Source organism: Pseudomonas sp. Irchel s3h9 (genome assembly GCF_900187475.1).
GTDB lineage: Bacteria > Pseudomonadota > Gammaproteobacteria > Pseudomonadales > Pseudomonadaceae > Aquipseudomonas > Aquipseudomonas neuropathica.
In genome coordinates, this window is the sequence record NZ_FYDH01000001.1 from 535,119 (window position 1) to 549,838 (window position 14,720).

The 14,720-nt window shown below is 61.1% G+C and carries 15 protein-coding genes; 2 read left to right on the forward strand and 13 right to left on the reverse strand.

Annotation, left to right across the window (positions count from 1 at the left end):
• Nucleotides 1-22 precede the first annotated feature (22 nt).
• Complete coding sequence (locus CKW26_RS02290; RefSeq protein WP_095047327.1) at nt 23-1,297, reverse strand: Hsp70 family protein; 1,275 nt, start codon at nt 1,295-1,297, stop codon at nt 23-25.
• A gap of 291 nt (nt 1,298-1,588) precedes the next feature.
• Between CKW26_RS02290 and CKW26_RS02295 the strand changes: the two genes are divergently transcribed.
• Nucleotides 1,589-2,539, forward strand: coding sequence for a DnaJ C-terminal domain-containing protein (locus CKW26_RS02295; RefSeq protein ID WP_095047328.1), 951 nt, complete (start codon nt 1,589-1,591; stop codon nt 2,537-2,539).
• Between the two features lie 23 nt (nt 2,540-2,562).
• Nucleotides 2,563-2,868: a chaperone modulator CbpM gene (locus CKW26_RS02300; protein WP_095047329.1), complete on the forward strand. Its 306-nt coding sequence runs from the start codon at nt 2,563-2,565 to the stop codon at nt 2,866-2,868.
• Between the two features lie 123 nt (nt 2,869-2,991).
• On the opposite strand, the gene CKW26_RS02305 is transcribed toward CKW26_RS02300, so the two are convergent.
• From CKW26_RS02305 to urtA, 12 genes are all read right to left on the reverse strand, one after another.
• Nucleotides 2,992-4,119 carry a sensor histidine kinase KdpD gene (locus CKW26_RS02305; protein ID WP_095047330.1) on the reverse strand — a complete coding sequence of 376 codons (1,128 nt, stop codon included), beginning with the start codon at nt 4,117-4,119 and terminating at the stop codon, nt 2,992-2,994.
• Nucleotides 4,120-4,276: 157 nt separating this feature from the next.
• On the reverse strand, nt 4,277-5,977 hold the full coding sequence (gene ureC / locus CKW26_RS02310; RefSeq protein WP_095047331.1) for an urease subunit alpha: 1,701 nt from the start codon (nt 5,975-5,977) through the stop codon (nt 4,277-4,279).
• A 126-nt stretch (nt 5,978-6,103) separates the two neighbouring features.
• Nucleotides 6,104-6,412 (reverse strand): urease subunit beta, encoded by a 309-nt coding sequence (locus CKW26_RS02315; protein ID WP_095047332.1) that lies wholly within the window; start codon nt 6,410-6,412, stop codon nt 6,104-6,106.
• Nucleotides 6,412-6,945 carry a GNAT family N-acetyltransferase gene (locus tag CKW26_RS02320; RefSeq protein WP_093430218.1) on the reverse strand — a complete coding sequence of 178 codons (534 nt, stop codon included), beginning with the start codon at nt 6,943-6,945 and terminating at the stop codon, nt 6,412-6,414. The genes CKW26_RS02315 and CKW26_RS02320 overlap by 1 nt, the downstream gene beginning before the upstream one ends.
• Before the next feature lie 5 nt (nt 6,946-6,950).
• Nucleotides 6,951-7,484, reverse strand: coding sequence for a GNAT family N-acetyltransferase (locus tag CKW26_RS02325; RefSeq protein ID WP_095047333.1), 534 nt, complete (start codon nt 7,482-7,484; stop codon nt 6,951-6,953).
• A gap of 9 nt (nt 7,485-7,493) precedes the next feature.
• On the reverse strand, nt 7,494-7,796 hold the full coding sequence (gene ureA / locus CKW26_RS02330; protein ID WP_007915951.1) for an urease subunit gamma: 303 nt from the start codon (nt 7,794-7,796) through the stop codon (nt 7,494-7,496).
• Nucleotides 7,797-8,020: 224 nt separating this feature from the next.
• Nucleotides 8,021-8,860, reverse strand: a complete 840-nt coding sequence (locus CKW26_RS02335; RefSeq protein ID WP_095047334.1) for an urease accessory protein UreD — start codon at nt 8,858-8,860, stop codon at nt 8,021-8,023.
• A gap of 43 nt (nt 8,861-8,903) precedes the next feature.
• Entirely contained in the window at nt 8,904-9,602 is a 699-nt protein-coding gene (urtE, locus tag CKW26_RS02340; RefSeq protein WP_095047335.1) for an urea ABC transporter ATP-binding subunit UrtE, read from the reverse strand.
• A 140-nt stretch (nt 9,603-9,742) separates the two neighbouring features.
• Nucleotides 9,743-10,612 (reverse strand): urea ABC transporter ATP-binding protein UrtD, encoded by an 870-nt coding sequence (gene urtD, locus CKW26_RS02345; protein ID WP_095047336.1) that lies wholly within the window; start codon nt 10,610-10,612, stop codon nt 9,743-9,745.
• Complete coding sequence (urtC, locus tag CKW26_RS02350; protein ID WP_095047337.1) at nt 10,609-11,688, reverse strand: urea ABC transporter permease subunit UrtC; 1,080 nt, start codon at nt 11,686-11,688, stop codon at nt 10,609-10,611. The genes urtD and urtC overlap by 4 nt, the downstream gene beginning before the upstream one ends.
• On the reverse strand, nt 11,688-13,190 hold the full coding sequence (gene urtB, locus CKW26_RS02355) for an urea ABC transporter permease subunit UrtB (RefSeq protein WP_095047338.1): 1,503 nt from the start codon (nt 13,188-13,190) through the stop codon (nt 11,688-11,690). Before urtB ends, urtC begins: the two co-directional genes overlap by 1 nt.
• 143 nt (nt 13,191-13,333) lie before the next feature.
• Nucleotides 13,334-14,599 carry an urea ABC transporter substrate-binding protein gene (gene urtA / locus CKW26_RS02360; RefSeq protein ID WP_095047339.1) on the reverse strand — a complete coding sequence of 422 codons (1,266 nt, stop codon included), beginning with the start codon at nt 14,597-14,599 and terminating at the stop codon, nt 13,334-13,336.
• Nucleotides 14,600-14,720: the final 121 nt, after the last annotated feature.

Below are 14,720 nucleotides of genomic sequence, written 5' to 3' on the forward strand. Positions count from 1 at the left end.
ACGCGGAGCGTGGGAACGATCATCAGGCCATCGAACCGTAGCGTTTCATCGCGTCAATCGCCAAACCGCTACCAATGCTGCCAAAGATATTCCCTTCGACATGCCGCGCATTCGGCAGCATCGCCGAGACGCTATTGCGCAGTGCCGGAATGCCGCTCGAACCACCGGTGAAGAACACCGTGTCGACCTGTTCCACTGCCACACCGGCATCGTTCAACAGTTGCGTAACGCTGCCGCGTACCCGCTCCAGCAAGGCGTCGATCGCCGACTCGAACAGCGCGCGCGTCAGTTCCACGCTCAGCCCGGCCTCGATGCGGTCCAGCGGCACATGGCGGCTGTCGGTATGAGTCAGCTGAATCTTGGTTTCTTCGACTTCCATCGCCAGCCAGTGCCCGGCGCGCTGTTCGATCAGCTTGAACAGGCGATCAATGCCGCCAGTGTCTTCGATGTCGTAACGCATGCTGCCCAGCGCCAGGCTGGATTTCTGCGAGTACACCGAGTTGATGGTGTGCCAGGTCGCCAGGTTCATGTGGTGGCTGGTCGGCATGTAGGCGCCGCTCTTCATGCGGCTGCCGTAGCCGAACAACGGCATCAGGCCTTGCAGGCTCAGCTGTTTGTCGAAGTCGGTCCCGCCGATGTGCACGCCGCCGGTGGCAAGGATGTCATCGTGGCGGTTATCCAGGCCACGACGCTCGGGCGACAGGCGCACCAGCGAGAAGTCGGAGGTACCACCGCCGATGTCGACGATCAGTACCAGCTCTTCTTTCTCGATGGTCGACTCGTAGTCGAAGGCCGCCGCAATCGGTTCGTACTGGAACGAGACCTCTTTGAAGCCGATCTTGCGCGCCACTTCGACCAGGGTGTCTTCGGCTTCCTGGTCAGCCAGCGGATCGTCATCGACGAAGAACACCGGACGGCCAAGTACCACTTGCTCGAATTCCCGACCAGCGGCGGTTTCCGCACGGCTCTTCAACTGGCCGATGAACAGGCCGAGCAAGTCCTTGAACGGCATCGCCGTGCCGAGCACGCTGGTGTCGTGCTTGATCAGCTTGGAACCGAGCAGGCTTTTCAGCGAGCGCATCAGGCGGCCTTCGTAGCCTTCCAGGTACTCGTGCAGGGCCAGACGACCGTAAACCGGGCGGCGTTCCTCGATGTTGAAGAAGACCACCGACGGCAGGGTGATCTTGTCGTCTTCCAGCGCGATCATCGTTTCCATGCCGGGGCGCAGCCAGCCGACGGTGGAGTTGGACGTGCCGAAGTCGATGCCGCAGGCACGGGCTGGAGAGGCGTCTTTCATGTCTTTCGGTTCCGGTCAAAAAACGGCCGCGCAGTGTATGTCAGTGCGCGCCAGATTCGAAGGCCGGTCATCTGCTATTTCACGACTAAACTGCCTTGAAACCTCAAGCTTTGCCCCAAACTTGCTGGCATGGGCCGGCAGAACCACCGGCGGTCGCAAGAACCGCCGTCCACTGCCGATAAACTTCTGCTGCGCCACCCGGTCACAACCTTGAGATCGGTCAACCCGGCACGCGCGAATCGGCGCATGCTGGCATCGGCGCGAAATCGATAACGGACGGTGACTCCTTCGATGGACTTCAAAGACTATTACAAGATACTCGGCGTGGAGCCGACAGCAGACGACAAGGCAATCAAGGCTGCCTATCGCAAGCTGGCGCGCAAATACCACCCCGATGTCAGCAAGGAAAAAGACGCCGAGGCCAAATTCAAAGACGCCTCGGAAGCCTATGAAGCGCTGAAAAGCGCCGACAAACGCGCTGAATACGACGAGCTGCGCCGTTATGGTCAGCACGGTCAACCGTTCCAGGGCCCACCGGGCTGGCAGAGCCGCGGCGGCTTTGGCGGTGGCGGTGGTGACACCGGTGACTTCTCGGACTTCTTCAGTTCGATTTTCGGCAATCGCGGCCCCGGTTTCGGTGGCGGCGAAGGTCGGCAACAACGCAGTGCAGGGCGCCGGGGACAAGACGTGGAAATGGAACTGCCAATCTTCCTCGAAGAAACGCTTTCGAACGAATCGAAGAAGGTCACCTTCCAGGTGCCGCAATACAACGCCAACGGCCAGCACGTCAGCAACACCAGCAAGAGCCTGAACGTGAAGATCCCGGCAGGCGTGACCGACGGCGAGCGCATCCGCCTCAAGGGGCAGGGCGCACCGGGCGTCGGTGGCGGGGCGAATGGCGACCTGTACCTGACCATTCGTTTTGCGCCGCACCCGAAATTCGATGTTGAAGGCGAAAACCTCATCATCACCTTGCCGCTGGCACCGTGGGAATTGGCGCTGGGTGCCGAAGTGGCGGTGCCGACGCTGACCGGCAAGATCAACTTGAAGGTGCCGGCCGGCAGCCAGAACGGCCAACGCATGCGCGCCAAAGGTCATGGCCTGAAAAACAAGGCAGGCGAACGTGGTTACCTGTTCGTCCAGCTCAAGGCCGTGATGCCGAAAGCTGCTGACGACGAGGTCAAGGCGCTGTGGCAGGAACTGGCGAAGAAAACCGCCTTCAATCCGCGAGAGAACTTCTGAACCCGACGACGGAGTAGCCCATCATGAGCAGCCCCCTGATCGTTCAACTGGACCTGGCAGAATTCTGTGAGGCGGCCGATCTGTCGGACGTCTACGTGTTCGAAATCGTCGAACACGGCATCCTCGAACCTCAGGGCGCGCAGCCCCGGGAATGGCGTTTCACCGACTACGAACTGAGTCTAGCCAAGCGCGCCGCCAAATTGCGGCGCGAGCTGGAGCTGGAGTGGGAGGGCGTCGCGCTGGCACTCGATCTGCTTGAAGAAGTGCAGGAACTGCGGGCCGAGAACCGCATGTTGCGCCAGCGTTTGGCGCGGCTGGTGGTCGAGTAGTCTGCCTGATGTTTATCAGTTGCTTGATCGCGCCTCTTCGCGAGCAAGCCCGCTCCCACATGTGAGCACGGTCTCCTGTGGGAGCGAGCTTGCTCGCGAAGAACGATAACGCGGTGATCCTGCTTAAACCGTTCTGGGCAGCACCACGTTGAACCGCGTCCCGTCAGTCTCGTTCGAGCTGACTTCGATGGTGCCGCCATGGGCACTCACCACTTCCTTGACGATAAACAGGCCCAACCCGAGGCTGGTTGACGGCTGTCCGAGTTCTTCGTCGGCGCTGCGCACCAGCGGGTCGAAAATCGTGCCGAGCGCCTCTTCGGGAATCGGCGTGCCGTAGTTGTGCACCGATAGGCAGACGTTTTCGCCCACGCCATCGATATCGAGAGTGACATCGCGCTTTTTGGCTCCGTGCTGCAAGGCATTGCCAATCAGGTTCTGCAGTAACTGATCGATTCGTCCGGCATCCCAGGTACCGCGCGGGTCGCCGTTAACATTGAGCTTCGGATCGCACTCCGGATTGCCGGCGCACGCCTCGGCAATCGCCGCCCGTGCGGCATCGGCCAGGTCCATCGGCGTCGGTTCGATCGGCAGGCTTCTGCCCAGTCGACTGCGCACCAGTTCCAGCAAGTCGCTGACCATCGCCGCCATGTGCCGCGCGCCACGCTTGATGTGCAGGGCGCAGGCCAGCGCATCGCCCTCGAGGCTGGATTTGCGCAGCAGCAACTCGATGGACATGCTCACCGCTTGCAGCGGCGCACGCAGGTCATGGCCGAGAATGGCGAGGAAGATGTCCCGCGAGCGATTGACCTGTTCGGCGTAGGCCGCAGTCGATTCGGCCAGTGCTTCGTCGATGGCTTCGTTGAAGCGGATCATGTCCTGAAAATAGGCCATGTCCGGGGCTTTGAGGCTGTCGACCCACAGGCGGATCACGCAAGCGCGCAGATGACGGAACTCGGAGGTCATCTGCACCAGGTCAAAACCCACGGTGTGGCGCAACTCGCCATGACTGGCGCCGGCCTCGTCCAGACTCGGGGTCTTTTCCGGGCCTTCGCCCTTGGCTTTGGCGGCCTGTTCGGCAGGGCTCTGCGGCTTGCTCATGTCGCGGGCCGCGGCCCGCAGAATGGCGCTGGCGTGATCGCGCAGAGCCGTGGAATCAAGGTAGTCGGCGGCCGGCGTGATAGTTGCGGCGAACTGTTCCCACTCATCGACGATAGGCTCGATATTCGCCTGGATGAACTCGGATAGACGCATGGGCAGTTCCTGAAAAGAGGTGGAGCGAATCGAATAGTAGTTCCTTTGGCGAGAATTACACGACTGTTTGCGTGGTGGTTTCATACCAGCACGAAAAAGGCCCCGAGACTGTGCGCAAGGCGCGGTCCCGAGGCCTTTCTACAGCGTGGCGGCTGCGTCAGAACAGGAAATACCGCTGGGCCATTGGCAGGGTTTCTGCCGGTTCACACCACAGCAGAACGCCATCCGCCTTGACCTGATAGGTCTGCGGATCGACATCGATATTCGGCAGATAGTCGTTGTGGATCAGGTCGGTTTTCTGCACATCACGGCAGCCTTTGACTACGCCGATTTTCTTCTTCAAACCCAGTGCTTCAGGCAGCCCGGCTTCCTGCGCCGCCTGACTGATAAAGGTCAGGCTGGTGGCATGCAGCGAGCCGCCGTAGCTGGCGAACATCGGGCGGTAGTGCACCGGTTGCGGCGTCGGGATCGAGGCGTTGGCATCGCCCATCAGGCTCGCGGCAATCGCGCCGCCCTTGAGGATCAACGTCGGTTTTACGCCGAAGAATGCAGGACGCCACAGCACCAGATCCGCCCACTTGCCGACTTCGATCGAGCCGACTTCATGGCTGATGCCATGAGTGATCGCCGGGTTGATCGTGTACTTGGCGATGTAGCGTTTGGCGCGGAAGTTGTCGTTGCCTGCGCCATCCTGCGGCAGCGGGCCGCGCTGCTTTTTCATCTTGTCGGCGGTCTGCCAGGTGCGCGTGATGACTTCGCCGACACGGCCCATGGCCTGGCTGTCGGAGCTGATCATCGAGAACGCGCCGAGATCGTGAAGGATGTCTTCGGCGGCAATCGTTTCGCGGCGGATCCGGCTTTCGGCGAAGGCAACGTCTTCGGCAATGCTCGGGTCGAGGTGGTGGCAGACCATCAGCATGTCGAGATGTTCATCGATGGTGTTGCGGGTGAACGGCCGGGTCGGGTTGGTCGAGCTCGGCAGCACGTTAGGGAAGCCGCAAGCTTTGATGATGTCCGGTGCGTGACCGCCACCGGCACCTTCGGTGTGATAGGTGTGAATGGTGCGGCCCTTGAACGCGCCGAGGGTGGTTTCGACGAAACCGGACTCGTTGAGGGTGTCGGTGTGGATCGCCACCTGCACGTCGAATTGATCGGCGACGCTCAGGCAGTTGTCGATGCTCGCCGGCGTGGTGCCCCAGTCTTCGTGCAGCTTGAGCCCGATGGCGCCGGCCTTGACCTGCTCGATCAGCGGCTCCGGCAGGCTGGCGTTGCCTTTGCCGGTGAGGCCGATGTTCATCGGGAACGCGTCAGCGGCCTGAAGCATGCGCGCCAAGTGCCACGGGCCGGAGGTGCAAGTGGTGGCGTTGGTGCCAGTGGCTGGGCCGGTGCCGCCGCCGATCATGGTGGTGACGCCGCTCATCAGCGCTTCTTCGATCTGCTGCGGGCAGATGAAATGGATGTGTGTGTCGATGCCACCAGCGGTGAGGATCATGCCTTCGCCGGCGATTACTTCGGTGCCTGCGCCAATGGCGATGGTCACGTTGGGCTGCACGTCGGGGTTGCCGGCCTTGCCGATTGCGGCGATGCGCCCGTCCTTGAGGCCGACGTCGGCTTTGACGATGCCCCAGTGGTCGATGATCAGCGCGTTGGTGATCAGCGTGTCGACCACTTCGGCAGCCAGCAACTGGCTTTGGCCCTGGCCGTCGCGGATGACTTTGCCGCCACCGAATTTCACTTCTTCGCCGTAGGTGGTGAAGTCGTGTTCGACTTCGATCCACAGCTCGGTGTCGGCCAGGCGCACCTTGTCGCCGACGGTGGGGCCGAACATGTCGGCGTAGGCTTGTCTGGAGATTTTCATGTGTCTGCCTTAGTTGATCGTTCCCACGCTCTGCGTGGGAATGCCGCCATGGACGCTCTGCGTCCGCCGTTATGTGACGCGGAGCGTCACGGGATGCATTCCCACGCAGAGCGTGGGAACGATCAGTCAGTCGAGGTTGCCCATGATCCGTCCGGCAAATCCGAACACCCGCCGATGCCCGGCGTAATCGACCAGCTCAACCTCACGGCTCTGCCCCGGCTCAAAGCGCACCGCCGTGCCCGCCGGAATATTCAGGCGCATGCCACGGCTGGCGGCGCGATCGAAGGTCAGCGCGTCGTTGGTTTCAAAAAAGTGATAGTGCGAACCGACCTGAATTGGCCGGTCGCCGCTGTTGGCGACTTTCAGGCTGATAGTGCGGCGGCCGACGTTGAGTTCGATGTCGCCGGGCTGGATCTGGTACTCGCCAGGAATCATCACTGGGCTCCTTGCAGAATCTTGTAATAGAGGGCGGTCGGCCGATAGGTGCCGTTCGGATCGCAAGCGTAATCAGGGATTTCGCCTGCGCGGCTGTAGCCCAACGCCTTGTAAAAATCTTCGGCGGGCGAGCCGGCCTCGGTGTCGAGGTAAAGCATGCCGCGCTTGTGCTTGGGCGCTTCGAGTTCCAGCGCACTCATCAGTTGCTGGCCGAGGCCGCGACGTCGTGCGTGTTCGCGCACCAGCAGTTTCTGCACCTCGGCACGATTGAGGCCGTTGGCCTTCTGGCACAGGCCCAGTTGCACACTGGCCAGTACCTGCTCGTCCTTGACCACCACCCAGAGCAGCACGCTGCCCTTGTTGACGTTGTCCTGCACCTCATCGAAATACGCGCGCGCCTGAGCCGCATCGAGGTCGGCCATGAAACCGACGCTGGCGCCGTAACCCACGGCATCGAGCAGTAGATCAATCAGACCCTGACGGTAATGCGCAAAACTTTCAGCATTGACGCGGCGCAGTTGGGCGGCGTTCATCGGTGTCACTCCTTGTTGGCGTCAGGCGGCTCCGCGCCAGGGTTGAGGGTCAGCTGCATGAAGGTCAGGTCGAGCCAGCGGCCGAATTTGGTGCCGACTTGCGGCATCTGCCCGGTAATTTTGAAACCGGCGCGCTCATGCAAACGAATCGAGGCAGCGTTGCCGCTTTCTATGGCGGCGACCATGACGTGTTTGCCGCAGGTTCTGGCGCGCTCGATCAGCGCTGCCATCAATTGTGGGCCGAGGCCATTGCCGCGCTGGTCGCTGCGCACATAAACCGAGTGCTCGACGGTGTGGCGAAAGCCGTCGAACGGTCGCCAGTCACCGAAGGAAGCGTAGCCGAGCACGCTGTTGTCGGCGTCGACGATCAGCAGAATCGGATAAGCCTGGGCCTGGCGCGCGCTGAACCATGCCTGGCGGTTGCCGAGATCGACGGCTTGTTCATTCCAGATCGCCGTGGTGTTGAGCACGGCGTCGTTGTAGATGTCACGGATCGCCGGCAGGTCGGCGTGCAGCGCATCGCGAATGGTGTAAGTCATGGCGCGGCCTCAGACGATCGGCTGGTGGACGGTGACCAGTTTGGTGCCGTCGGGAAACGTCGCTTCAACCTGGATCTCCGGGATCATTTCCGGGATGCCTTCCATCACTTGTTCGCGGCTGAGCAGGGTGGTGCCGAAGTGCATCAGCTCGGCCACGGTCTGGCCGTCACGCGCGCCTTCGAGCAGCGCGGCGGAGATGTAGGCCATGGCTTCCGGGTAATTGAGTTTCACGCCGCGGGCCAGACGCCGCTCGGCGACGAGGCCGGCGGTGAAGATCAGCAGCTTGTCTTTTTCGCGTGGGGTCAGGTCCATTGTGGGGTTCCATCAGGGCAGATTTGTGAGGTTCTTGCGGGCGCGGGGTGCCCGTTGGAGCAACCCCTCACCCTAGCCCTCTCCCGAGGGAGAGGGGACTGATCTCGGTTGTTTTCAATGGCCGGTTCAGTCAGCAGTATTCGTTCAGGCAGTTACATTCATTTCAAACGACTCGGTCAGGCTCCCTCTCCCTCCGGGAGAGGGCGGGGGGTGAGGGTCGCTTTTCAGGTGCTCCATATTCTGGGGGATACCGCGTCGCGACCCAGCAGGGCGGGTCTGAGCAAACGCCATAAATCGATGAGCCAGGCGCGGGCGAGCAACGCTTCACTGGCCAGACAACGAGCCACCAAAAGCCCCGGCAACTGCGTCAGATCCCCACGCACTTCGTGGCCCAGCGAGCGGCAGCGCTCAAGCAATTCAGCCTCAATCTCGCCAGTGACCAACAACGTCGCAAACACCGGATTGCCATCCAGCCCGATCGGCGAATCAAGCAAACCATCACCGCCGACAACGCGCTGGCGCTCGTGCCAGAGCAATCGACCATCACGGCGAATATCCAGATGCGCCTGAAAATGCCCACGGTCAAAACGCTCGCCACTGGCGGGGCGACCCAGTGCGACCACGTCCCAGTAGAACAGCCGCGCATCGCCTTCAAGATCAATCGAAGTGCTCAGCTCAGCCTGCGCGGCGCTGTAGACGATGGTTTCCTGCGGCAGCCATTCCAGCGTCCCGCCGGCTGCCACTTTCAAATCCAGTTTTTGATACGCCGGCCCACCCGCGCGATACCACTTCGCCGCGCCTGGGCTGGTGATCTGCGCCCAGGCGTGTTGTTCGACGCGCGCGCTGATGTCCAGTCGGTCGCCGCCGGCAATCCCGCCCGGAGGATGGACGATGATGTGCTGGCAGACCTCGGGGCCTTCTGCGTAAAGGTGCTTTTGCACACGCAGCGGGCCGAGGTGCCGGCGCATGACCGGACGCGTGCAGTCACCGAAACGGGCGTAAGCGAGTTCCAGCTCGGCGTGCCAGCTCGGGGTAAACAGGGCAGGTGAAACAGTCGAATTCATGGTTTGTAATTATCGTTAGGAAGCTACAGATTAGTTCGTTGTACTAGATCGTTACCAGCCCGCGTACACCTTCGGCCTCCATATTTTCGCCGCGACCTTGCTGGACGATCTCGCCCCGGGACATCACCAGGTACTGATCGGCCAGTTCTGCGGCGAAATCGTAGAACTGCTCCACCAGCAAAATCGCCATGTCACCGCGCGCCGCAAGTTTCTTGATGACCGCGCCGATCTCTTTGATCACCGAGGGTTGAATGCCTTCGGTGGGTTCGTCGAGGATCAGTAAACGTGGGCGGCTGGCCAATGCTCGCCCGATCGCCAACTGCTGTTGCTGACCGCCAGAGAGGTCACCGCCGCGACGCTGCTTCATTTGTAGCAGCACCGGGAACAATTCGTAGATGAAACCTGGGACTTCTTTGGCTTCACTGCCGGGAAACCGCGACAGGCCCATCAACAGATTCTCTTCCACGGTCAGGCGTCCGAAGATCTCGCGGCCCTGTGGTACGTAGGCGATGCCGGCGTGGACACGCTGGTGCGGCTTGAACGCGGTGATCGGTTTGCCTTCCCAGTTCACCGCACCTTCCTTGGCCGGCAGCAAGCCCATCAGGCATTTGAGCAGGGTGGTCTTGCCCACGCCGTTACGGCCAAGCAGGCAGGTGACTTCGCCGACCTTCACGTCGAAAGACAGGCCCCGGAGGATGTGGCTACCGCCGTAGTACTGGTGCAGCTTGTCGACTTGCAGCATGTTCAAAATCTCCCTGTTGCACACAGAACCCTGTGGGAGCGAGCCTGCTCGCGAATGCGGTGTGACATTCAGCATGTTCATCGCCTGATGCGCCGCTTTCGCGAGCAGGCTCGCTCCCACAGGTTTTGTATTCGCAATGTTCAGCGGCCGAGGTAGACCTCGATGACGCGCTCGTTTTCCTGCACCTGCTCCAGTGACCCTTCGGCCAGCACGCTGCCCTGATGCAACACGGTGACGTGGTCGGCAATCGAGCCGACAAAGCCCATGTCATGCTCCACCACCATCAGCGAATGCTTTCCCGCCAGCGACTTGAACAGTTCAGCGGTGAACTCGGTTTCTGCATCGGTCATGCCCGCCACCGGCTCATCGAGCAGGAGCAATTGCGGGTCCTGCATCAGCAACATGCCGATCTCGAGAAACTGCTTCTGACCATGAGAGAGCAACCCGGCCTGACGATTGACCGAGGTGGTCAGGCGAATCGTCTCCAGCACTTCGCTGATCCGGTCCTTCTGCTCGCCACTGAGGCGCGCACGCAGACTGGCCCACACCGACTTGTCGGTTTTCTGCGCCAGTTCCAGGTTTTCAAACACGCTCAGCGCTTCGAAAACGGTCGGCTTCTGAAACTTGCGACCGATGCCGGCCTGAGCGATTTGCACTTCGCTCATCTGCGTCAGGTCGAGGGTTTCACCGAACCAGGCCTTGCCGTGACTGGGGCGAGTCTTGCCGGTGATCACGTCCATCAGCGTGGTCTTGCCCGCGCCGTTGGGGCCGATGATGCAGCGCAACTCACCGACGCCGATGTACAAGTTGAGATTGTTCAGTGCGCGAAAGCCATCGAAGCTGACGCTGATGTCTTCCAGAGTGAGGATCGTGCCGTGGCGGGTATCCAGACCCGGGCCGACGCGCTGGCCGAGGCCGATCGAGTCGCGACTGGTGCCCTCGTCCTTGTTCGGTTCGACGGGGAAAAAGGCCGGTTCCAACATGAATTCAGCGCTCGCCGTGACTCTCATTGTTCACCTCGTTTCTTCAGCAGACCGATCACGCCTTTGGGCAAGTACAGCGTCACGACGATGAACAGCGCGCCGAGGAAGAACAGCCAGTATTCCGGGAACGCCACGGTGAACCAACTCTTCATGCCATTGACCACACCGGCGCCGATCAGCGGCCCGATCAGCGTGCCGCGACCACCAAGGGCGACCCATACCGCCGCCTCAATGGAGTTGGTCGGCGACATTTCGCTCGGATTGATGATCCCGACTTGCGGCACATACAACGCCCCGGCCAGGCCACACAACACCGCACTCAACACCCACACGAACAACTTGAAACCGCGTGGGTCGTAGCCGCAGAACATCAAGCGGTTTTCTGCATCGCGCAACGCTGTCAACACCCGGCCGAACTTGCTCTGCGCCAGGCGCCAGCCGATGAACAGACTTGCCACCAGCAGCAACACCGTGGCCAGAAACAGCACCGCGCGGGTGCCCGGTTCGGTGATGCCGAAACCGAGAATCGTGCGGAAATTGGTGAAGCCGTTGTTGCCGCCAAACCCGGTCTCGTTGCGGAAAAACAGGAGCATGCCGGCGAACGTCAGGGCCTGGGTCATGATCGAGAAATACACGCCTTTGATTCGCGAACGGAAGGCGAAGAAACCGAACACCAGCGCCAGCAATCCCGGCGCCAGCACCACCAGACACATCGCCCAGAGGAAACTGCTGGTTCCGGTCCAGTACCACGGTAATTCGCTCCACGACAGGAAGGTCATGAACGCCGGCAAGCCATCACCGGCGGCCTGACGCATCAGGTACATGCCCATCGCATAACCGCCGAGGGCGAAGAACAGACCGTGGCCCAGTGACAGCAATCCGGCATAGCCCCAGACCAGATCCAGCGCTAACGCGACGATGGCGTAGCAGAGAATTTTGCCGACCAGCGTCAGCGTGTATGCCGAGACCGACAGGGCATTTTCCGCCGGCAACAACGACAGCAGCGGCAAGGCAATCAGCAGCGCGAGGATCACCGCGCCGACCGCGATCGTGATTTTCGGTCCGGCCTTTTGTGTGGCCGTGACTAACAGAGGCTGGTTCATCAGTCGATCACCCGTCCTTTCAGTGCGAAGAGGCCTTGCGGACGTTTCTGGATAAACAGAATGATCAGCGCGAGGATCAGGATCTTGCCAAGCACCGCACCGATCTGCGGTTCAAGAATCTTGTTGGCGATGCCCAGGCCGAACGCCGCGAACAAGCTACCGGCCAACTGGCCGACGCCGCCGAGCACCACCACCAGGAACGAGTCGATGATGTAGCTCTGGCCGAGGTCCGGGCCGACGTTGCCGATCTGGCTCAGCGCCACGCCGCCGAGGCCGGCGATGCCCGAGCCGAGGCCGAAGGCGAGCATATCGACGCGCCCGGTCGGCACGCCGCAGCAGGCGGCCATGTTGCGGTTCTGAGTGACGGCGCGAACGTTGAGGCCGAGGCGGGTCTTGTTCAGCAGCAGCCAAGTCAGCACGACGACGAACAAGGCGAAGGCGATGATGACGATGCGGTTGTATGGCAGAACCAGATTCGGCAAAACCTGAATCCCGCCCGACAGCCATGCCGGGTTGGCGACTTCAACGTTCTGCGCGCCGAACAACAAACGCACAAGCTGAATCAGCATCAGGCTGATGCCCCAGGTGGCGAGCAGGGTTTCCAGTGGCCGGCCGTAGAGGTGGCGAATTACCGTGCGCTCCAGGGCCATGCCGATTGCCGCCGTGACAAAAAACGCCACCGGCAGGGCGATCAGCGGGTAGAACTCGATGGCTTGCGGTGCGTAGCGCTGGAACATCAACTGCACTACGTACGTCGAGTAGGCGCCGAGCATCAGCATTTCGCCGTGGGCCATGTTGATCACGCCGAGCAGGCCGAACGTGATCGCCAGACCGAGCGCGGCCAACAGCAGGATCGAGCCGAGCGACATGCCGCTGAACGCCTGGCCGAGGATCTCGCCGATCAGCAGTTTGCGTTTGACTTGCGCGAGGCTGGTTTCGGCGGCGGTGCGTACGCCGGCATCGCTCTCGACGCCGGGTTCAAGCAAGCCTTCAAGACGCGTACGCGCCAGTGGGTCGCCGGTTTCGCCGAGCAGGCGTACGGCGGCGAGGCGCACCGCCGGGTCGCTATCGACCAGTTGCAGATTGGCCAGCGCCAGGCTCAGAGCGGCATGGACGCTTTCGTCTTTTTCGCCAGCGAGTTGCTGGTCGAGGAATTTCAGCTGCGCGGGTTTCGCGCTTTTCTGCAATTGCTGCGCGGCAGTCAGACGGATTTTGGCGTCGGCGGCGAGCAATTGGTGGCTGGCCATGGCGGTATCGATCAGACCCCGCAGGCGATTGTTCAGGCGCAGAGTTTTGGGTTGGCCGTCGATGGTCAACTCGCCTTGTTGCAGGGCGTTGATCAGTTCGATACGCGCCGGATCGGGCTGCGCGGCCCAGGTTTCCAGCAGTTTGGCTTGTTGCACGGGATTGGCCGCGACGAAGTCTTCGGCATCGCCGGCATGGGCCACCATCGGCAGCAATAGTGCGATGGCTAGAAGCAAGCGGTAGAGGGCAGTGCGCATATGCGTGGCCTTGCGTAGTGATCGTTCCCACGCTCCGCGTGGGAATGCAGCCCGGGACGCTCCGCGTCCCCAAAGCGGACGCAGAGCGTCCGTTGAGGCATTCCCACGCAGAGCGTGGGAACGATCAGGTTGAGCGGGATAACTCAGTTGCTCTTCACCGCATAATCCGGCTTCTTGTCGTTGCCCTGAATGAACGGGCTCCACGGTTGTGCGCGAATCGGCCCTTCGGTCTGCCACACGACGTTGAACTGACCGTCGCTCTGGATCTCGCCGATCATCACCGGCTTGTGCAGGTGGTGGTTGGTCTTGTCCATGGTCAGCGTGTAACCCGACGGCGCGGCAAAGGTCTGGCCGGCGAGGGCTTCGCGGACTTTGTCGACGTCAGTGGATTTGGCTTTCTCGACCGCCTGCGCCCACATGTGGATACCGACGTAAGTGGCTTCCATCGGGTCGTTGGTCACGGCTTTGTCGGCACCCGGCAAGTTGTGTTTCTTCGCGTAAGCCTTCCAGTCATCGACGAACTTCTTGTTCACCGGATTCTCCACGGACTCGAAGTAGTTCCAGGCCGCGAGGTTGCCCACCAGTGGTTTGGTATCGATGCCGCGCAGTTCTTCTTCACCGACCGAGAACGCTACCACCGGCACGTCGGTGGCTTTCAGACCCTGGTTGGCCAGCTCTTTATAGAACGGCACGTTGGAGTCGCCGTTGACCGTCGAGATGACCGCAGTCTTGCCACCGGCGGAGAATTTTTTGATGTTGGCGACGATGGTTTGATAGTCGCTGTGACCGAACGGCGTGTAGACCTCTTCGATGTCCTTGTCGGCCACGCCTTTGGAGTGCAGGAACGAACGCAGGATCTTGTTGGTGGTGCGCGGGTAGACATAGTCGGTGCCGAGCAGGAAGTAGCGTTTGGCGCTGCCGCCTTCTTCACTCATCAGATATTCAACCGCCGGGATCGCTTGCTGGTTCGGCGCAGCGCCGGTGTAGAAGACGTTCGGTGACATTTCTTCGCCTTCGTATTGCACCGGGTAGAACAGCAGACCGTTGAGCTCTTCGAACACCGGCAACACCGATTTACGCGACACCGAAGTCCAGCAGCCGAACACCACGGCGACCTTGTCCTGGGTCAGCAACTGTCGGCCCTTTTCGGCGAACAGCGGCCAGTTGGATGCAGGGTCAACCACCACTGGCTCAAGCATCTTGCCGTTCACACCGCCCTTGGCGTTGATTTCGTCGATGGTCATCAGCGCCATGTCTTTGAGCGACGTTTCGGAGATCGCCATGGTGCCGGACAACGAATGCAGAATCCCGACCTTGATGGTCTCGGCAGCCTGGACAGTCCAGGTCATGCCCATCGCGGCAATGGATGCCGTTAGTGTGAAAGCCTTGATCAAACTGCGACGCTTCATTGTGCGATCTCCATGAACATTTAATTTTTCTGGTTGGCAGATGCGGACGACTGAAGGTGTGTTTTGCAAGGGCTGTGCCCGGTCGGGATCGGGCATGAAAATGTCGTGTTAGAGCGGTTGT

Coding starts and splice junctions, on each gene's coding strand:
- CKW26_RS02305 (WP_095047330.1), bottom strand. CDS start 4,119: ATGCGTCTATCCGAGTTCATCCAGGCGAATATCGAGCCTATCGTCGAT.
- CKW26_RS02290 (WP_095047327.1), bottom strand. CDS start 1,297: ATGAAAGACGCCTCTCCAGCCCGTGCCTGCGGCATCGACTTCGGCACG.
- ureC (WP_095047331.1), bottom strand. CDS start 5,977: ATGAAAATCTCCAGACAAGCCTACGCCGACATGTTCGGCCCCACCGTC.
- CKW26_RS02300 (WP_095047329.1), top strand. CDS start 2,563: ATGAGCAGCCCCCTGATCGTTCAACTGGACCTGGCAGAATTCTGTGAG.
- urtA (WP_095047339.1), bottom strand. CDS start 14,599: ATGAAGCGTCGCAGTTTGATCAAGGCTTTCACACTAACGGCATCCATT.
- ureA (WP_007915951.1), bottom strand. CDS start 7,796: ATGGACCTGACCCCACGCGAAAAAGACAAGCTGCTGATCTTCACCGCC.
- urtB (WP_095047338.1), bottom strand. CDS start 13,190: ATGCGCACTGCCCTCTACCGCTTGCTTCTAGCCATCGCACTATTGCTG.
- urtC (WP_095047337.1), bottom strand. CDS start 11,688: ATGAACCAGCCTCTGTTAGTCACGGCCACACAAAAGGCCGGACCGAAA.
- urtE (WP_095047335.1), bottom strand. CDS start 9,602: ATGCTGCAAGTCGACAAGCTGCACCAGTACTACGGCGGTAGCCACATC.
- CKW26_RS02320 (WP_093430218.1), bottom strand. CDS start 6,945: ATGAACGCCGCCCAACTGCGCCGCGTCAATGCTGAAAGTTTTGCGCAT.
- CKW26_RS02295 (WP_095047328.1), top strand. CDS start 1,589: ATGGACTTCAAAGACTATTACAAGATACTCGGCGTGGAGCCGACAGCA.
- CKW26_RS02335 (WP_095047334.1), bottom strand. CDS start 8,860: ATGAATTCGACTGTTTCACCTGCCCTGTTTACCCCGAGCTGGCACGCC.
- CKW26_RS02315 (WP_095047332.1), bottom strand. CDS start 6,412: ATGATTCCTGGCGAGTACCAGATCCAGCCCGGCGACATCGAACTCAAC.
- urtD (WP_095047336.1), bottom strand. CDS start 10,612: ATGAGAGTCACGGCGAGCGCTGAATTCATGTTGGAACCGGCCTTTTTC.
- CKW26_RS02325 (WP_095047333.1), bottom strand. CDS start 7,484: ATGACTTACACCATTCGCGATGCGCTGCACGCCGACCTGCCGGCGATC.